13 protein-coding genes and 3 tRNA genes are annotated in these 16,418 nt (G+C 39.2%); 1 reads left to right on the forward strand and 15 read right to left on the reverse strand.

Annotated features, from left to right (window positions below; all coding sequences use genetic code 11):
* Positions 1 to 63: 63 nt before the first annotated feature.
* From tnpA to AC6H0A_RS08500, 10 genes are all read right to left on the reverse strand, one after another.
* A complete protein-coding gene (gene tnpA, locus AC6H0A_RS08455) occupies positions 64 to 528 on the reverse strand; it encodes an IS200/IS605 family transposase (RefSeq protein ID WP_005639541.1) in 465 nt (154 codons plus the stop codon).
* Between the two features lie 178 nt (positions 529 to 706).
* Complete coding sequence (locus AC6H0A_RS08460) at positions 707 to 1,018, reverse strand: DUF5389 family protein (RefSeq protein ID WP_005639800.1); 312 nt, start codon at positions 1,016 to 1,018, stop codon at positions 707 to 709.
* Between the two features lie 97 nt (positions 1,019 to 1,115).
* Positions 1,116 to 1,192: transfer RNA gene (locus AC6H0A_RS08465), tRNA-Arg, on the reverse strand.
* 56 nt (positions 1,193 to 1,248) lie between these two features.
* Positions 1,249 to 1,325 (reverse strand) — tRNA-Arg (locus AC6H0A_RS08470).
* A 20-nt stretch (positions 1,326 to 1,345) separates the two neighbouring features.
* A tRNA-Ser gene (locus AC6H0A_RS08475) sits at positions 1,346 to 1,440 on the reverse strand.
* Positions 1,441 to 1,721: 281 nt separating this feature from the next.
* Positions 1,722 to 4,199 (reverse strand): trimethylamine-N-oxide reductase TorA, encoded by a 2,478-nt coding sequence (gene torA / locus AC6H0A_RS08480; protein WP_179230856.1) that lies wholly within the window; start codon positions 4,197 to 4,199, stop codon positions 1,722 to 1,724.
* Positions 4,200 to 4,226: 27 nt separating this feature from the next.
* Positions 4,227 to 5,327, reverse strand: coding sequence for a NapC/NirT family cytochrome c (locus AC6H0A_RS08485; protein ID WP_179230857.1), 1,101 nt, complete (start codon positions 5,325 to 5,327; stop codon positions 4,227 to 4,229).
* 158 nt (positions 5,328 to 5,485) lie between these two features.
* Positions 5,486 to 6,433: an alpha/beta fold hydrolase gene (locus AC6H0A_RS08490; protein ID WP_179230858.1), complete on the reverse strand. Its 948-nt coding sequence runs from the start codon at positions 6,431 to 6,433 to the stop codon at positions 5,486 to 5,488.
* A gap of 78 nt (positions 6,434 to 6,511) precedes the next feature.
* A complete protein-coding gene (gene asd, locus AC6H0A_RS08495; protein WP_106013704.1) occupies positions 6,512 to 7,627 on the reverse strand; it encodes an aspartate-semialdehyde dehydrogenase in 1,116 nt (371 codons plus the stop codon).
* 165 nt (positions 7,628 to 7,792) lie between these two features.
* Positions 7,793 to 8,509, reverse strand: coding sequence for an MgtC/SapB family protein (locus AC6H0A_RS08500; RefSeq protein ID WP_179230859.1), 717 nt, complete (start codon positions 8,507 to 8,509; stop codon positions 7,793 to 7,795).
* Positions 8,510 to 8,661: 152 nt separating this feature from the next.
* Here AC6H0A_RS08500 and rimO point away from each other — a divergent pair, with 152 nt between their 5' ends.
* A complete protein-coding gene (rimO, locus tag AC6H0A_RS08505; protein WP_179230860.1) occupies positions 8,662 to 9,999 on the forward strand; it encodes a 30S ribosomal protein S12 methylthiotransferase RimO in 1,338 nt (445 codons plus the stop codon).
* 72 nt (positions 10,000 to 10,071) lie between these two features.
* On the opposite strand, the gene AC6H0A_RS08510 is transcribed toward rimO, so the two are convergent.
* The 5 genes from AC6H0A_RS08510 to waaA form a co-directional block, all read right to left on the reverse strand.
* Complete coding sequence (locus AC6H0A_RS08510; RefSeq protein WP_497512622.1) at positions 10,072 to 12,090, reverse strand: autotransporter outer membrane beta-barrel domain-containing protein; 2,019 nt, start codon at positions 12,088 to 12,090, stop codon at positions 10,072 to 10,074.
* Positions 12,091 to 12,419: 329 nt separating this feature from the next.
* Positions 12,420 to 14,432, reverse strand: a complete 2,013-nt coding sequence (rep, locus tag AC6H0A_RS08515; protein WP_179230861.1) for a DNA helicase Rep — start codon at positions 14,430 to 14,432, stop codon at positions 12,420 to 12,422.
* Between the two features lie 5 nt (positions 14,433 to 14,437).
* Positions 14,438 to 14,650 (reverse strand): YceK/YidQ family lipoprotein, encoded by a 213-nt coding sequence (locus AC6H0A_RS08520; protein ID WP_497512623.1) that lies wholly within the window; start codon positions 14,648 to 14,650, stop codon positions 14,438 to 14,440.
* Positions 14,647 to 15,117: a pantetheine-phosphate adenylyltransferase gene (gene coaD, locus AC6H0A_RS08525; RefSeq protein ID WP_179230863.1), complete on the reverse strand. Its 471-nt coding sequence runs from the start codon at positions 15,115 to 15,117 to the stop codon at positions 14,647 to 14,649. Before coaD ends, AC6H0A_RS08520 begins: the two co-directional genes overlap by 4 nt.
* The gene (gene waaA / locus AC6H0A_RS08530) at positions 15,114 to 16,397 is read right to left on the reverse strand and encodes a lipid IV(A) 3-deoxy-D-manno-octulosonic acid transferase (protein ID WP_179230864.1); all 1,284 of its coding nucleotides are present in this window, start codon (positions 16,395 to 16,397) and stop codon (positions 15,114 to 15,116) included. The genes coaD and waaA overlap by 4 nt, the downstream gene beginning before the upstream one ends.
* Positions 16,398 to 16,418: the final 21 nt, after the last annotated feature.

Consider the following 16,418-nt stretch of genomic DNA (forward strand, 5'->3'; position numbering starts at 1 on the left):
ATACTTCACAAGCCCCTCAAGGGGCTTGTGAGAACTGACAACCGCGTCTAATTATTTCCTTGATTACCCCTTAAAGGGGTCAACATGTTCTTTCGTTGATAAATTATCTTGAACCATATCTTCTTTTTCTTGGTTTCTTATATAATCCTCTACCACTTTTGTATTTAACCCTACTGTGCTTACAAAAAATCCTTTCGCCCAGAAATGCCTATTTCCATATCTATATTTTAAGTTCGCGTGTCTTTCAAAAATCATCAGCGCTGACTTCCCCTTCAGATAGCCCATAAAACCTGATACTGATATTTTAGCTGGGATTTTTAAGAGCATATGGATATGGTCTGGCATTGCATGCGCTTCTATTATCTCCACATTTTTATAGTCACATAACTGCCTCAATATTTGACCTATATCTGCTCTTAACTTTCCATAAATTGCTTTTCTTCTATACTTCGGGATAAATACAATGTGATACTTACAGTTCCATTTTGTGTGTGATAGACTTGAATCGTCACTGGTTTTACTTACCATGATAATCCTCCTATATGTTGAATTTTGGTTGTCAGCCTTGTTCATTATATAGCGAGGATTTTTTCTGTTCATCGCTTAAGCTATTTGGCTCCATACGCATAGCATATGGTTTTTATAGCCAGACTTTTGGCTGGCTATAATAACATAAAAAAATCCTACGTTTTATCGTAGGATTTTTTTATAAACCGATTTTACAAATCGTAATTAAAGCTATATAAAAAATGACCGCACTTAATACCAATAATTTAAAAGCCAATTTTGGTTTTTTCTGATGTAGACGATATAAAATTCGAGCTACTACCGCAAGAATAATAGGATAAATCCAAAAAAATATTGAAAATAAATTAACTTGCCAAGTTTCCAAGCTAGGATTTTTATCAAATGTAGTTGAAAGCAACAGAGCCATTGGACATAACAATACAGGGGCACAAAAAACAGCTAATCCCCAAGAAAATAAACTAAAGCCACGAGGCAAAGATTGTCTTGTCATAATTTAAAAATTTTACAAATAAAAGATAATTACAATATAACAAATACTGTGATCATTAGAAAGTAAGTGGAAATCTATAGACTTGAATAAAATGAAATGGCGCACCCGAAAGGATTCGAACCTTTGACCGCTCGGTTCGTAGCCGAGTACTCTATCCAGCTGAGCTACGGGTGCGTAGATGATGCTTTAATTATTCATAACCACTTTAATAAGATAGAGTCGCTTTAAAATGGCGCACCCGAGAGGATTCGAACCTCTGACCGCTCGGTTCGTAGCCGAGTACTCTATCCAGCTGAGCTACGGGTGCAGAATAAATAAAACAAACAATGGCGGTGAGAGAGGGATTCGAACCCTCGATGGAGCTTTTTAACCCCATACTCCCTTAGCAGGGGAGCGCCTTCAGCCTGCTCGGCCATCTCACCACAATCGGTGTGAGCGGTATAATACGTTTTTTAGAAAATATGTCAAACCATTTTTTGAAAAACATACCTGTTTGAATATTTTATCTACACATTAAATATATTATTGAATAAAAATCTACTCATTATTCAAAAATACTAAAATCTTAGATATTGTTTCCCGTCTCAATTCATCTTGCTCAAATAACACCTCATGTTTAGAATTTAGTGCTGTTAATGCCCCTTCGTTCTATTCTTAAAAGAAGAACCGCACTTTTTGAAGTGCGGTTATATTTTTAATAGTTTTACGCCACCTGTTTAGGTTGTTTAAATACCGTAACTTCTGGTGCTACACCTGTAAATTTCTCAATCTGAACGATACAAGTATTTGGAGAATTACCCTGTGCCAATTTAGATGTACCTTCATCTCGAGTTAAGACATTTGCACAACCATTTTTACATAATGGTTTTTCACCTTTACCAAGTTCATGTGGGTCATACCATGCGCCCTCATGTAGAGCAATAGTACCTTTGATGATATTTTCTGTTACAACAGCCCCCGCAAGCACTTGTCCACGTTTGCTATGAATGCGAACAATATCACCTTCTTTAATTCCACGTGTGACCGCATCTTCAGGATGAATCATCACTGGTTCACGATCATTTACTGCGTATTTTTGACGTAATGAAGTATGCGCTAATTGGCTATGTAAGCGATAATAAGGATGTGGTGTCACTAAAGCTAATGGATATTCTTCCGTCACATTACCCGCAAACTCTTCAGGCTCCATCCAACTAGGATGACCTTTACAATCGTTATAATTCATTTTCTCAACAATATCAGAGAAAATTTCAATTTTACCTGACGGTGTGCCGAGAGGATTAAGCAATGGATCTTCACGGAATTCACCATAACGCACCCATTTCTTCGCAGCTTCACCCACCTCAAAACTTAATGGTTTATTTTCTGCCCAGAATTTGTCAAAACGTGGCATTGCTACACGGTTTGCACGTGCGGCACTAAAGGCTGCATTATAGAATTCTTCCAACCACTCCATTTCAGTTTTACCTTCTGTGTATTGTTCTTCCACACCGGCACGTTTAGCAAGCTCAACGAAAATATCGTAGTCATTTTTCGCTTCAAATTGTGGGGGAACCACTTGTTTCATTGGATAAACACTCATCATGGAGTAGTCGCCAGCCATGGTTAAGTCATTACGTTCATAACTCGTCGTAGCTGGTAACACAATATCTGCTATGCGTGCAGTTGGCGTCCAGTTCACCTCATTGACAATCACCACATCAGGTTTCTGGAAAGCTTTCACTAAGGTATTGGTATCTTGATGGTGAACAAATGGGTTACCGCCAGCCCAATATACTGCTTTGATATCAGGGTAAGTAATTTCAGTACCGTTATAATGAATTTTTTTGCCAGGATTGAGCAACACATCTGAAATACGCGCCAATGGGAAAGCAGATTTAGACGTATCATCTAACCATGTTTTTGCACCTGCTTTGCCTGATGGGCTTGCTGTAATTGAGCCAATAATACCACCTGTCGCCGTTGGTACCCCACCATTTGAATAATGATAACTCAAGCCAAAACCGCCACCCGGTAACCCAATTTGTCCTAACATAGATGCAAGGGTTACTAACATCCAATGGGTTTGTTCACCATGGCGTTGACGTTGCATCCCCCAGCCACCCATTAACATGGTACGTTTACTGGAGAAATCAGCTGCAAGTTGTTTAATGGTTTCTGCTGGCACACCACAAATTTTAGCCGCCCATTCCGCTGTTTTTGGTTGGCCATCTGTTTTACCCAATAAATATTCCTCAAACTTAGCGTAACCCGACGTATATTTTTTCAAGAAATCTTTATCGTGCTTACATTGTTCAACTAACGTATGCGCAATACCAAGCATTAATGGTACATCCGTTGCGGTATTCACCGGAATCCATTCTGCATTCAACATTTGGCAAGTTTCACTTTTTTGTGGGTCGATACAAATAATACGTTTACCACTCGCTTGGAATTTCTTGAAATATTCAATCCCTTTTTGGTCAGTGGACATCCAAGCAATACGCATGGTTGTGAGTGGATTTGCAGACCAAAGCACAATAATATCGCTGTTTTCTAACACTGATTCCCAGCTAGTTTGTTGTTCATAGACTTCAATAGTACCAAGCACATGCGGCATGATTACTTGCGCAGCACCCGTAGAGTAGTCCCCTTTATGTCCTACAAAACCACCGGTAGCATTCATATAGCGCTGTAATAACGTACGAGAAGCATGCAATGAACCACAACTAAACCAACCATAAGAACCAGCAAAAATACCTGTTGGTCCATGTTCGTCACGTACACGTTTAAGTTGATTGTGTACTAAATCTAACGCTTCATCCCAAGAAACGCGCACCCATTCATCACGACCACGCATTGTAGTATCACTTTTTCCCGGATTAGCTAAAAAACCTTTGCGCACCATTGGATATTTCACGCGAGCTTCGCTATACAATTGATCGGCAACAACTGTTTGCAATTCGTTCGGCACTGCAGGCTCAATAGCAGGACCAGATTTCACGACCTTACCATCTTGTACAACAACCCCAAGAGATCCCCAGTGAGCGGCAGTCACTACCGTTTTCATTTCAGCTTCTTTTGCTACCGCACTTTTTGATACGATGCCCACCACGCCACTGGAAAGGGCACTACCAGCCACACCTAAAGATGTTTTTTTCAGAAAATCACGACGTTGTTCGTTTACGTTATTCTTTTTCATTTCAGCCTCGTTTTAGATACTCAGTAATTATTTTTTTGCCATATCTTTGGCATTGCGTTGCAAATAAATAGTTAACGCTCGTACTTCATCTTTATTCATTGATGTACGGTCTTTCATGGAATTCACCACGCCAATCCATTGGTTAGCGGTGTAATGATCAGTGCTAATTGCAGCATGACAACCACTACATTGAGTTTGGTTTAACTGATTACCGTATTGATTAAGTGCGGTTAAATCTGATGTCATTTTTTCTTTAGCTACATTCACCGCAACACTGATTTTTTTCCAATCAGAATCTGTTACTGCATCATGAACTGTTTTTAATACTTGAACATGATTACGTGCATCTTCGTCCATTAAAGCAAGCGTGATACGTTTGCCTAATTCTTGATAAACAACCGCTTCAGCTCCTACTTGTTGCCAACCATGTAAGGTGCCTTGAACTTGATCACCATTCACTTTCCATTGCATTAATTCTGCATAAGGCATGAGGCGAACCTCATTTCCTTTAGCATTGGTCGCTTTTACCATTTCAGTAGCAAAAATCGCTGAACCATCAGAGATAGATCCACCTTTTGCTTCAGAGGATTTTTGTACATTTTGATCGCCATGCACTTCAGGAAGGAAGTGAACAATGCCCTTATGACAATCAATACAGGTTTGACCGTTTGTTTGCGCCTCCGTATGAGTTTGCTTAGCTAACTTAGTTTGTTTTGAAAGTTCCATTGCATCAAAACTATGGCAAGAACGACAAGTTTCAGAATCGTTAGCCTTCATTTCATCCCATACGATTTGAGCAAGTTCCGCTCTATGTGCTTCATATTTTTCTTTATTATCGATTTTTCCTTGAGCCTCATACCACAAATCTTTCAATGCCATGAACTTAGCTTTCACATAATGCCAGCCTTCTTTTGGAATATGACAATCTGAACATTGTGCTCTAACCCCTTTTGCATTAGCAAAATGGCTAGAGCCTTCCCACTCCTGTTGTGGATAACTCATTGAATGACAATTAGCACAAAACTCTGGTGTACTCGTTTTGTGCATTATCCACTGGGAACCCAATAATGCCGTTGCACCGACACCGACTAAACAAAGTGCGGTTACTATTTTTTTCATTTTTGACATAGTCACTCCAATCAAATAATAATAAAAAAACAACCCTAACTACTTAGGGTTAGGGTTGATTGTAGAAGTTTTGTAAATAAAAAACCTTGATATTTCTCAAGGGAAAATGTTATACCCATCAGAAAAACATTATATAAATCAATAGATAATGCTTAATATCAACTTTGAACATTTAGAAAATGATTAACACTTTTAAGTACATTTCTTCGAACATTATCTTTTTCAAATAACACCTCATGTTTCGCGTTCAATACAACTTTACATTGAGCATTCGGAAAAAGTGCGGTTAATTTTTCAAGATTTTTGTTATCTACTATTTTTTCTTTGTCGGCTTGTAAAATTAGGATTGGAATTTCAATCTTAGGAATAACTTTCGGCAAGCGTTTAATTGCATTCAAACACAAATGTACCCAACGGAACGTTGGTCCGCCAAGATAAATTGCTGGATTCTTACGATTTACACGATTCATCCATTTCATTCTGGTTTTACAGAAACTTAGTTCATTGTATTCTAAATAGGCTTGTTGATAAGGCCCTTTACCAAAAACATAACGCTCGCCTTGCCCTAACATATTCATCAGGGCAATAATCAGTTCATCTCTAATAGGGTGTTTTAAAGGAATACCGTAAAAAGGTGAAGAAAGCACTGCTTTATTAATGCGATGATCACAATTCGCCAAATAATAGGTTGCAATCAATGCGCCCATCGAATGAGCAAGCAAATGCTGCATTGAATAGCTGAAAAGTGCGGTCACTTTTTCGATGATTTTCGCCATGTCATCGACATAGAAACGAAATTCATCTAAATGCCCTTTTTCAGAATCCTTCAGCAAGTGGGTTGAATATCCTTGACCCCGGTGATCAAATAGCAACACATCATAACCTTGATGATAAAAATCATAAGCTGGCTCTGACCATTTCAACATATTTTCAGCACGACCATTCACTAAAATCATCAATTTTCTATCCGCACTTTTAGCGTGGACTAAATGACGATAAGCGATTTGAACATTATTTTTGCCAGTGAAATATTGCGTTAGAAATTGATTAAAAAAAGGTAATAGTTCGGTAAAGGCAAATTGAGTAAAGTTGGATTCTCGATTCATAAGTTTTTAGATAGGATACATCAACGCATGCAAAAGAAAGAAAAAGTGCGTGAGATTTTACCTCACGCACTCTGCCGATTATGCCACCAATTGTTTTAAGATACGGCGAACTGGCTCTGCCGCTCCCCATAATAATTGGTCACCCACAGTAAAGGCAGCCAAATATTCAGGACCCATTGCCAATTTACGTAAACGACCAACCGGTACGCTTAATGTACCTGTTACTTTGGCCGGCGTTAATTCACGCAATGTAGTTTCTTTGTCGTTTGGAATCACTTTCACCCATTCATTATGTGATGCAATAATTTGTTCAATTTCTTCTAATGGCAAATCTTTTTTCAATTTAATGGTGAACGCTTGGCTGTGGCAACGTAATGCACCGATACGTACGCATAAACCATCCACAGGAATTGGATTGTCGCTTAAACCTAAGATTTTATTGGTTTCTGCATAGCCTTTCCATTCTTCTTTAGTTTGTCCAGTTTCTGGAAGAAGTTTATCAATCCAAGGGATTAAACTACCACCTAATGCTGCGCCGAAGTTATCGGTTGGGAAACTATCAGAACGCATTTCTGCAGTCACTTTACGTTCAATATCTAAAATAGATGAAGCAGGGTCTTTTAATTCACTTGAAACCGCTTGTTCTAATAAACCCATTTGTGAAAGTAATTCACGCATATTTTTTGCGCCCGCACCTGAAGCTGCTTGATAAGTTGCGACAGATACCCACTCCACCAAATCTTTTTCAAATAAACCACCGATAGCCATAAGCATTAAGCTTACCGTACAGTTACCACCTACGAAAGTTTTAATGCCTTTTTTCAAGCCTTCAGAAATCACGTGTTGGTTTACTGGATCAAGCACAATAATTGCATCATCTTTCATGCGTAGTGCAGAAGCAGCATCAACCCAATAACCATCCCAACCTGTTGCTTTTAATTTTGGATAAACTTCATTGGTGTAATCGCCACCTTGGCAAGTCACGATAATGTCTAATTTTTTGAGTTCTTCAATATCGAATGCATTTTTAAGTTCGCCTGCATCCTTGCCACCAAATACAGGTGCTTTTTGACCTGCTTGTGAAGTTGTAAAAAATACGGGATTAAGATTCGCAAAATCATTTTCCTGCGACATACGATCCATTAATACGGAACCCACCATTCCGCGCCAGCCGATAAAGCCTACATTTTTCATTGTTGTTTCCTTAGTTTGTTGTGTTTGAATAGAATTATTAATTACAAGATAGCGTTAGCAAAATCAAGTATTTTTCATGGAAATTTACATTTTGCGAAAGAAATTAAATAAGAAATAAAAAAGAGCGGTCAATTTAAAAGAAAATTTAACTTGACCGCTCTTTTTCTAGTTATCTACTTCAACACTTATCACACCTTCTTCCGCTTTCAACAATGAATACGCATCTTTCAACATTGTGGAATCAATGGAAAAACAGCGAATTTGTAACCGCACTTCACCACTACTTTGATCTTTCACCTGTATATGTTCAATACGATACTGATTGTTTACTAACAATTGGGTGACTTTTCCAATGCTTTCCGCACCATTGACAAGAATATTGAATTTTGTTCGACGAGGTTGTGATTTACGATGTACCCAACGTTGAACCAACGGACTTAATCGAATAGACACCAAAATCATCACAGTGGCGATGACCGCATCAAACACGAAGCCCGCACCAGCAGCAATACCGATCCCCGCAGAAGCCCAAATAATCGCCGCCGTGGTTAAACCTGAAATCGCATCATTTTTCTTATGCAAAATCACACCTGCACCTAAAAAACCGATGCCACTAATCACTTGAGCCGCAAGACGCATCGGATCCGTACGAATATTTTCTGAAACTTGCGCATAATGCTCTGCAGCTTGAATCGAAACAATCGTTAGCACACAAGTGGTGACGGCAATAATGGCACAAGTTTTTACGCCCACAGGTTTGCGCTTAAGCTCACGCTCTAAGCCGATAACACTACCGAGCACCATCGCCAAGAGCATTTTGCTAAAAATAATTAAGTGATAAGGATCGAAAAGTGCGGTTAAAAGTAAAGATGAATTTTCCATAATAATAAAAATGAGTCCGACATAGTCGTCTATTCTACATCACTTAGCTTAAAATCTTTACCCTTCCAAGCCTTTAATTTATCGCCTTTCTTGCGAAAATTGAGTAGAATCTTGCGTTTGAAATTTTATAGAGCGAAAGAACGGTTATTTTTATGCAAAATTCAACCCCAAGCATTGGCTTTGTAAGCCTTGGTTGCCCAAAAAACTTAGTAGATTCTGAACGAATCTTAACGGAACTACGCACCAATGGTTACAACATTGTGCCAAGCTATGAAAATGTCGATTTAGTGATTGTGAACACTTGTGGCTTTATTGATAGTGCCGTGCAGGAATCACTCGAAGCGATTGGCGAAGCATTAGAAGAAAATGGACGCGTCATTGTAACTGGCTGTTTGGGGGCAAAAGAAGACCAAATTCGTGAAGTGCATCCTAAAGTTTTGGAAGTCAGCGGCCCACATAGTTATGAAACAGTGATGGCTCAAGTTCACAAATACGTGCCAAAACCGACACATAGCCCTTACACCAGCTTAGTACCAAAACAAGGCGTAAAACTCACACCAAAACATTATGCCTATTTGAAAATCTCTGAAGGCTGTGATCACCGTTGTACATTCTGCATTATTCCATCTATGCGTGGTGATTTGGAAAGCCGTTCTATTACGCAAGTTTTGGACGAAGCAAAACGTTTAGCCGAAGCAGGCGTAAAAGAATTGCTTGTGGTATCACAAGACACTTCCGCTTATTCTATGGACTTAAAACGCCAAGAGGGCGGTGTAAAAACGGCTTTCTGGAATGGCATGCCAATTAAAAATGATTTAATGACGCTTTGTAAACAGCTTGGCAAACTTGGCATTTGGGTTCGCTTACATTATGTGTATCCCTATCCGCATGTGGATGATTTAATTCCGTTAATGGCGGACGGCACGCTCTTGCCGTATTTAGACATTCCATTACAACACGCCAGCCCAAAAATCTTAAAAGCAATGAAAAGACCTGGCAGTATTGACCGCACTTTAGAACGCATTAAACAATGGCGTGAAATTTGTCCAGATTTAACATTGCGCTCCACCTTTATTGTAGGTTTCCCAGGTGAAACAGAAGAAGATTTCCAATTATTGCTCGATTTCTTAAAAGAAGTCCAACTTGATCGCGTAGGCTGTTTCAAATTCAGCCCCGTTGAAGGCGCACCTGCAACAGAGATGGCTGACCAAGTACCAGAAGATGTGAAAGAAGAACGTTTCCATCGTTTCATGCAATTACAACAAGAAATTTCTGCAAATCGTTTAAAACAAAAAATCGGCAAAACCCTTGATGTATTAGTGGATGAAATTGACGAAGAAGGCATTATTGGACGCTCTAAAGCAGATGCCCCTGAAGTTGATGGGTTAGTTTATGTCGATAATTTAAGCGGAATCAATGTAAAAGTCGGCGACGTGATTAAAGTAACCATCACAAATTCTGATGAATATGATTTATGGGGAAGTTGTTAAATTAACGGTTATAAGCTAAATAAAAAATCGGCAGAGAATTTTCCTGCCGATTTTATTTTGTTACCACTAAACTTAAAACGTCCACTGTAAATTCAGCACGCCTTGTTTAGCCTGATGATGTTTGCTTGTTTGGCGGTTGAATGAGGCTTGTAAAGTTAAGTGAGATTTAATTTTCACTGCTACACCTAATTGACTTTCAATTGCCGCTTTATTGTCTATCACTCGACGTTCACCGTCTATTTCCACGCCGAAAGTCTTTTGTTGATAAATTGAATTGACGGCAACAAATGGTTGGAAAATGACACCATTAGTAAAAGAAAATTGCGCTTTAGCTTGTGCGCCAACTCGAGTTTGTAATTGGCGAGAGCCAAGTAAATTCACTTTACTATTACCACTATCGGTTAAGCCACCATTTACACCCAAATATGTCAGTTGTGCCTGTGGTTGTAGGTAAAAACGAATTTGAGTCCCATTCCCCGTTAAGTGTTCTGCTAATAAAGCATTGTAACCTGTTTCAATTGAGGCGGTGATACCTTTTGAAGTAAAGCGTTCTACCCCATCTTCACTATTGACGTTATAGCGGAAACGTTGATACTGCATCCAGTTATCAATATATGCACCAGTTTGTTTATCACGTAATTGATGCCATGTTGCATAAATTCCGGTGCTATAACCTTTCATACTTCCTGTTGTAACATTGTCTGTATCTGGGTTACAGAAAGTGCTACGTTGTTCTGCTTGCCCACCCATTAAGCCAAAGGAAAGTTGATAGTCTTGATTCTGTAAGGAGAACACATCGCCACCAAGTTGTATGCCTTTACGATTGCCTTCTACAGGTGCCGTTTTACCTTGTACCCATTGGCTTAAATGTCCGTCAATCACACGCAACCACAAGCCTTTACGAGGTAAAGTGCGGTCAAAAATATTGCTATATTTATCATTCAAACGTAGGTTGAATAGGGTATTCGCCGCCTGAGCCTGTTGTGCATAAATCGCAATATCATCGCGTTCTTGTACTTTGGTAAAAAAGCCATCTTGGCGTTGTTGTAAAGAGAGCGTATAAATTCCCTTTTGATGTTTGCCAGAAAGACGGAATGCGTGTTTATCGGCTGTGCCATTTACTTTGATAATTTGATGTCCATCTAGACTTTTTAAATCGTCTATTGGCTTTTCAAAAACAATGTTAGACGTTCCTGTCACATTTTTATCAAAAGTTAAAACAGGTTTAGTTGCTTCTTTGGGATCAAATTTAATAAAAAAGTGAGAGCCGTCTCCCTGGTAATTCTCATGCACGGTTAATCTTGTGTTTGTGCTATTAAAGCGAATATTGGCATTTTGTGTTTCTAAATGATGTACATCAGAGTCAAAGCGTGGCTCCCAAAGAGAATCTTGTAAAACCATTTTTAATAACTGAAGGGTGGCACCGCGCACTTCACTTTGGTTTTTCACGGTAAGTGTTAAGCCTCTTGTTTCACCTGGAAACTTAAATCGATAGTTGTCAATGGCAAGTACATTAAAATCATATACCCTGTTATTGATTAATGCATTTAATGGTCGACTTGTTTTGCCAGCTTCATCGGCATCATAAAGGTAAGACTGATACAAAACGGGTAAACACCCCCCTTCGCAAGGAGCGTTTTCTCGGAAAGAATTCATAAAATGTTTCGCATATGGTACATTAAAATCATATTTATCCCCCTCTTTTTCTGCACCATATCTATTCTCCTCTAAATCTGTAAAGTACCCTTTTCTTTCGTAAGTATTAATGCCGAATAGTTCACAACCATCTTTAGGATTATCAGATAAAGGGGAGAAATTACAGGCGTCAGAATTTGCTATATAATCAATAACTTGTTTAGGAATACGACGCCAAGCCACCGAATTTGGATTTAGCATATCTTCTAATGAATAAAGTGCAGCTGCGTGAAATCCGTTCCCCTGATACTGAATTCCCCGCTCATTCCAATATTTTTCAAAAAATTCAGGATATGCAAAGCTAAAACGAGGGATAAACAAACTAAATGTAATCAAGAAAAAAATTAAACTTTTTCTTGCTTGCTTGCTTGCTTGCTTGCTTGCTTCGAGTTTCATAATAAATTTTCCTTTGTCAAGCAAAAATAAATAGAGAGGGGGGATTTTAGCATAAGACTGAACAAAAAATGTCATTTAATTCAAATTTTCTCTATTTATTTCCTATTCATTAAATAGTAAACGTTTGCTTGAGTGATTATTAGCCCGTAGGGTGGGCGTAAGCCCACGAAAAAAGAATATTATTAATAATACGCGTGGGCTTACGCCCACCCTACATTGGCTACATTAGTTGGAATTGAAAAATGTGGTAAAAAATTAGTGGAAATTACACGAAAAATGACCGCACTTTTAAAATAAAAAAATCGGCAGAATTTCCCTGCCGATTTTTATTAACTTTTCAAAATCGCCCTTAATCGATCAAGTTGGTTTTGTGTTTTTTCTTGTTTTTGCTCGGTGGTTAGTTTTGGTTTATCGCGTTCCCATAGCACATCGTCATTGGGTAATTCAGCTAAAAATCGGCTGGGTTCTGGGCGAACTAATTCACCATATTGACGGCGCTCGCGGCATAAGGAAAAAGTGAGCTCTTTTTGCGCTCTTGTGATCCCCACATAGGCCAAGCGGCGTTCTTCTTCCACGTTATCTTCATCAATGCTGGTTTGATGGGGCAAAATGCCTTCTTCCATACCAATCAAATAAACATAAGGAAATTCCAATCCTTTAGATGCGTGCAATGTCATCAGTTGAACTTGATCGCTCTCATCATCGTCTTCGCCTCGCTCCAACATATCACGTAATGTTAGGCGGGTTACTACTTGATTAAGGTTCATCGGTTCATTGGTTTCATCGCCTTTTAACATATCCGCAACCCAATCAAATAGCGTGGCGACATTCTTACTTTGCATTTCTGCCGCTTTAGGGCTTGTCGCGTATTCGTACAAATATTCTTCATAATGAATTGCGGATAACATTGAACGTACTGCACGTTCTGGTTCAGAACATTGAATTTCATCATTAAGCTCTACAATCCAACGGCCAAATTTTTGCAATGAATCATAGGCTTTTGGCGTGATGCATTGAATAAGTTCAAACTCAAAAATAGCATCAAACAAACTGATGTGTTTTTCTTGAGCCAGCTCACCAAGTTTCTGTAACGTCGCGGTGCCAATTTCACGCTTCGGTGTATTTACAATACGCAGAAATGCGGCATCATCATCTTGATTCACCACCAAGCGCAAATACGCCATCATATCTTTGATTTCTGCACGAGAGAAAAAAGAAGTACCGCCCGAAATTTTGTAAGGAATACGGTTTTGCATCAGTACTTTTTCAAGTAATCGGGATTGATGATTGCCTCGATACAAAATCGCATAATCTTTATATTTGGTTTTACGGCTAAAACGATGTGCGATCAACTCGGCGACAATCCGCTCTGCTTCGTGTTCTTCATTTTTTGCTTCGATAACAAGCAATTTCTCCCCTTTTCCAATGGTTGAAAATAGTTTCTTATCAAACACGTGCTCATTGTTATCAATCAAGATATTGGCACAATGTAAAATACGCTGGGTTGAACGGTAATTTTGCTCTAGCTTAATCACTTGTAAACGAGGAAAATCATCGCGTAAACGCACCATATTTTCTGGTCGTGCGCCACGCCACGAATAAATAGATTGATCATCATCGCCCACTACAGTGAAACAAGCACGATCCCCCACTAAAAGTTTAATCAGCTCATATTGGCTGGTGTTGGTATCTTGATATTCATCCACCAACAAATAACGAATTTTTGCCTGCCATTTTGACCGCACTTCTTCATTTTGCTTGAACAATAATGTCGGAAGCATAATCAAATCATCAAAATCAAGGGCGTTGTAAGCTCGAATTTGTGTGGCGTAACGCTCATAACATTTTGCGAAAGTTTGATATTTTGCATCACGCGCCAACGCAAATGCCTGTTTTGGCGAAATCAAATCGTTCTTCCAGTTAGAAATCGCTGAAATTAGCTCACGCAATAAATCCTTATCTTCTTTTAACACATCAGCGGTTAGCTCTTTTAACAATGCAAATTGATCATGCTCATCAAACAAGGTCATATTTGATTTAAAGCCCAACGCTTTATATTCACGCTTAATAATGTCAAAACCGAGCGTATGAAAAGTGGAAACAAGCAAGCCTTTGGATTGTTCTTTGCCAATGGAATGGGCCACTCGCTCTTTCATCTCGCGTGCGGCTTTGTTGGTGAAAGTAACAGCTGCAATTTGTTTCGGAGAATAACCGCACTTTTCAATTAAATGGGCAATTTTATTAATGATTACGCGAGTTTTGCCTGAGCCAGCGCCAGCAAGAACAAGACAAGGGCCTGTCACATATTCAACGGCTTGTTGTTGTTGAGGATTGAGTTTCATAAGAATTATTGGGCCCACGCATAGGGCAGTAATACGGTGTCTAATAAAAATGAGAGAAGCAAATCTAAGATTGACAATCCCCATTGTTGAGCCATTTCAAGATCATAAGCAGCCCCTGCATAGGCGGTATATTTTTCTGTTGGATCGATAAGTTTAACCACGGAACCACAACCAGATAAAGCGATAAGTGCGGTTAAAAAGATAAAGATTTTTATCATCGTGCTTTTAACGCATTAAACACAGGCTCAGGAACTAGCTCAGCGACATCACCGCCATGCAAATAAATTTCACGCACAATGGTGGAAGAAACAAACGCCCATTTTTCTGCTGGTGGGAAAAACAAACTATCTACGCCTTTTGTGAATAAACGATTAAGGGCAGCTAATTGAAGTTCGTATTCAAAATCTGCTGTTGTGCGTACTCCGCGAATAATGGCAGAAATATTGTGCTGTTTAATCACATTAGCCAACAAATCAGAGAAGCCAAAAACCTCCACATTGGATAAATATGCAACAGATTGACGCACAAGTTCTACGCGTTCATCCAACGAAAATAGCGGCTTTTTACTTGGGCTATTCGCCACCGCCACTAAAACACGAGGAAAAATCACCGCACTTCTTTCAATAATGTCTAAATGACCATTCGTAATCGGGTCAAAAGTACCGGGATAAATCACGCTCGTCATACATTGCGCTCCAAATAAGGTTTTAATAAATCTAACAAACGCTGTAATGCGCCTCGGTTTTCCATCAGCACTTCATAGCCAGCATTGCCTAAACGCTCGCTCGCCTCTTTTGAATTTAATAAGGCTTCTACCGCGCGCTCTAAGGCATCTGCTGTGGAATTAACTTCCAGCACACCTTGCACTTCCACCAGCATTCGAAATATCTCAGGGAAATTGAAAGTATGCTTGCCGGTAATCACTGGCATTTTGAATGCAAGAGGTTCTAAAGGATTATGCCCACCGTGTTTCACAAGGCTTCCACCCACAAAAGCAATATCAGAAACGCCATACATCAACATCAGTTCACCCATGCTATCGCCCAAAATCACTTGAGTATTCTCATTTGGTAACTCATTTGTAGAACGGCAAATAAATTGGAATTTTTCCTTTTTAAGTAAATCAGCCACGACATTAAAACGCTCTGGATGTCGAGGAACGAGCAATAACAATAAATTTGGGTATTTTTCCAATAATTGGCGATGTGCTTGTAAGATAATTTGCTCTTCGCCTTCATGGGTACTCGCAGCAATCCAAATCGGACGATTTTTTACCCAAAGTGTTCGTAAAGCATCAATCTTTTCGCGTAACTCATCCGTGATGGCAAGATCATATTTAATATTGCCCGTCACCTTCAATTTATCTTTGCGATAACCTAAATCCAAATAACGATTGCTACTAATTTTGTCTTGAGGTGCAATTAAATCAATTTGTGAAAACATATTTTGCAAACGCGGTTTAATTTTTCCATAACGACGAGCAGAACGGGCAGACAAGCGTGCATTTGCCACCACAAAAGGAATATCACGGCGAGAAAATTGTTGGATTAAATTTGGCCAAAGTTCGGTTTCAATCACAATACAAAGTTTTGGCTGAACAAAGTCGATAAAACGATTAATGGCGTAAGGTATATCGTAAGGCAAATAACAATGGAAAACACTATCGCCAAAAGCCGCTTTGACACGATCAGAACCCGTAGGAGTGACCGTAGTGAAAGTAATAGGTAAGTGTGGGTAATTTTTTTGGAGTTTTTGCACGAGTGGTGTAGCAGCAATAACCTCGCCCACTGATGCCGCATGAATAACGATACCACCAGCCTTAGGCGGTGTCAGTGAAGCATACAAACCATAACGCTCACCAAGCCTTTTTCGGTAATTCGGTGCCTTAAATCCACGTAGCCACATAAAGAGCAGCACCAACGGTTGAATCAGATACATCAAGCTCGTATAAAAAAAACGCCACATAAATGAAATTCGGTTATACTT

It is taken from the genome of Haemophilus sp. THUN1692 (genome assembly GCF_059704395.1).

Excerpts from the sequence above, each read along its gene's own strand:
- AC6H0A_RS08490 (WP_179230858.1), bottom strand. The coding sequence starts at position 6,433 with ATGAATCGAGAATCCAACTTTACTCAATTTGCCTTTACCGAACTATTA.
- tnpA (WP_005639541.1), bottom strand. The coding sequence starts at position 528 with ATGGTAAGTAAAACCAGTGACGATTCAAGTCTATCACACACAAAATGG.
- torA (WP_179230856.1), bottom strand. The coding sequence starts at position 4,199 with ATGAAAAAGAATAACGTAAACGAACAACGTCGTGATTTTCTGAAAAAA.
- AC6H0A_RS08510 (WP_497512622.1), bottom strand. The coding sequence starts at position 12,090 with ATGAAACTCGAAGCAAGCAAGCAAGCAAGCAAGCAAGCAAGAAAAAGT.
- AC6H0A_RS08500 (WP_179230859.1), bottom strand. The coding sequence starts at position 8,509 with ATGGAAAATTCATCTTTACTTTTAACCGCACTTTTCGATCCTTATCAC.
- waaA (WP_179230864.1), bottom strand. The coding sequence starts at position 16,397 with ATGTGGCGTTTTTTTTATACGAGCTTGATGTATCTGATTCAACCGTTG.
- AC6H0A_RS08485 (WP_179230857.1), bottom strand. The coding sequence starts at position 5,327 with ATGTCAAAAATGAAAAAAATAGTAACCGCACTTTGTTTAGTCGGTGTC.
- coaD (WP_179230863.1), bottom strand. The coding sequence starts at position 15,117 with ATGACGAGCGTGATTTATCCCGGTACTTTTGACCCGATTACGAATGGT.
- AC6H0A_RS08460 (WP_005639800.1), bottom strand. The coding sequence starts at position 1,018 with ATGACAAGACAATCTTTGCCTCGTGGCTTTAGTTTATTTTCTTGGGGA.
- asd (WP_106013704.1), bottom strand. The coding sequence starts at position 7,627 with ATGAAAAATGTAGGCTTTATCGGCTGGCGCGGAATGGTGGGTTCCGTA.
- rimO (WP_179230860.1), top strand. The coding sequence starts at position 8,662 with ATGCAAAATTCAACCCCAAGCATTGGCTTTGTAAGCCTTGGTTGCCCA.
- AC6H0A_RS08520 (WP_497512623.1), bottom strand. The coding sequence starts at position 14,650 with ATGATAAAAATCTTTATCTTTTTAACCGCACTTATCGCTTTATCTGGT.
- rep (WP_179230861.1), bottom strand. The coding sequence starts at position 14,432 with ATGAAACTCAATCCTCAACAACAACAAGCCGTTGAATATGTGACAGGC.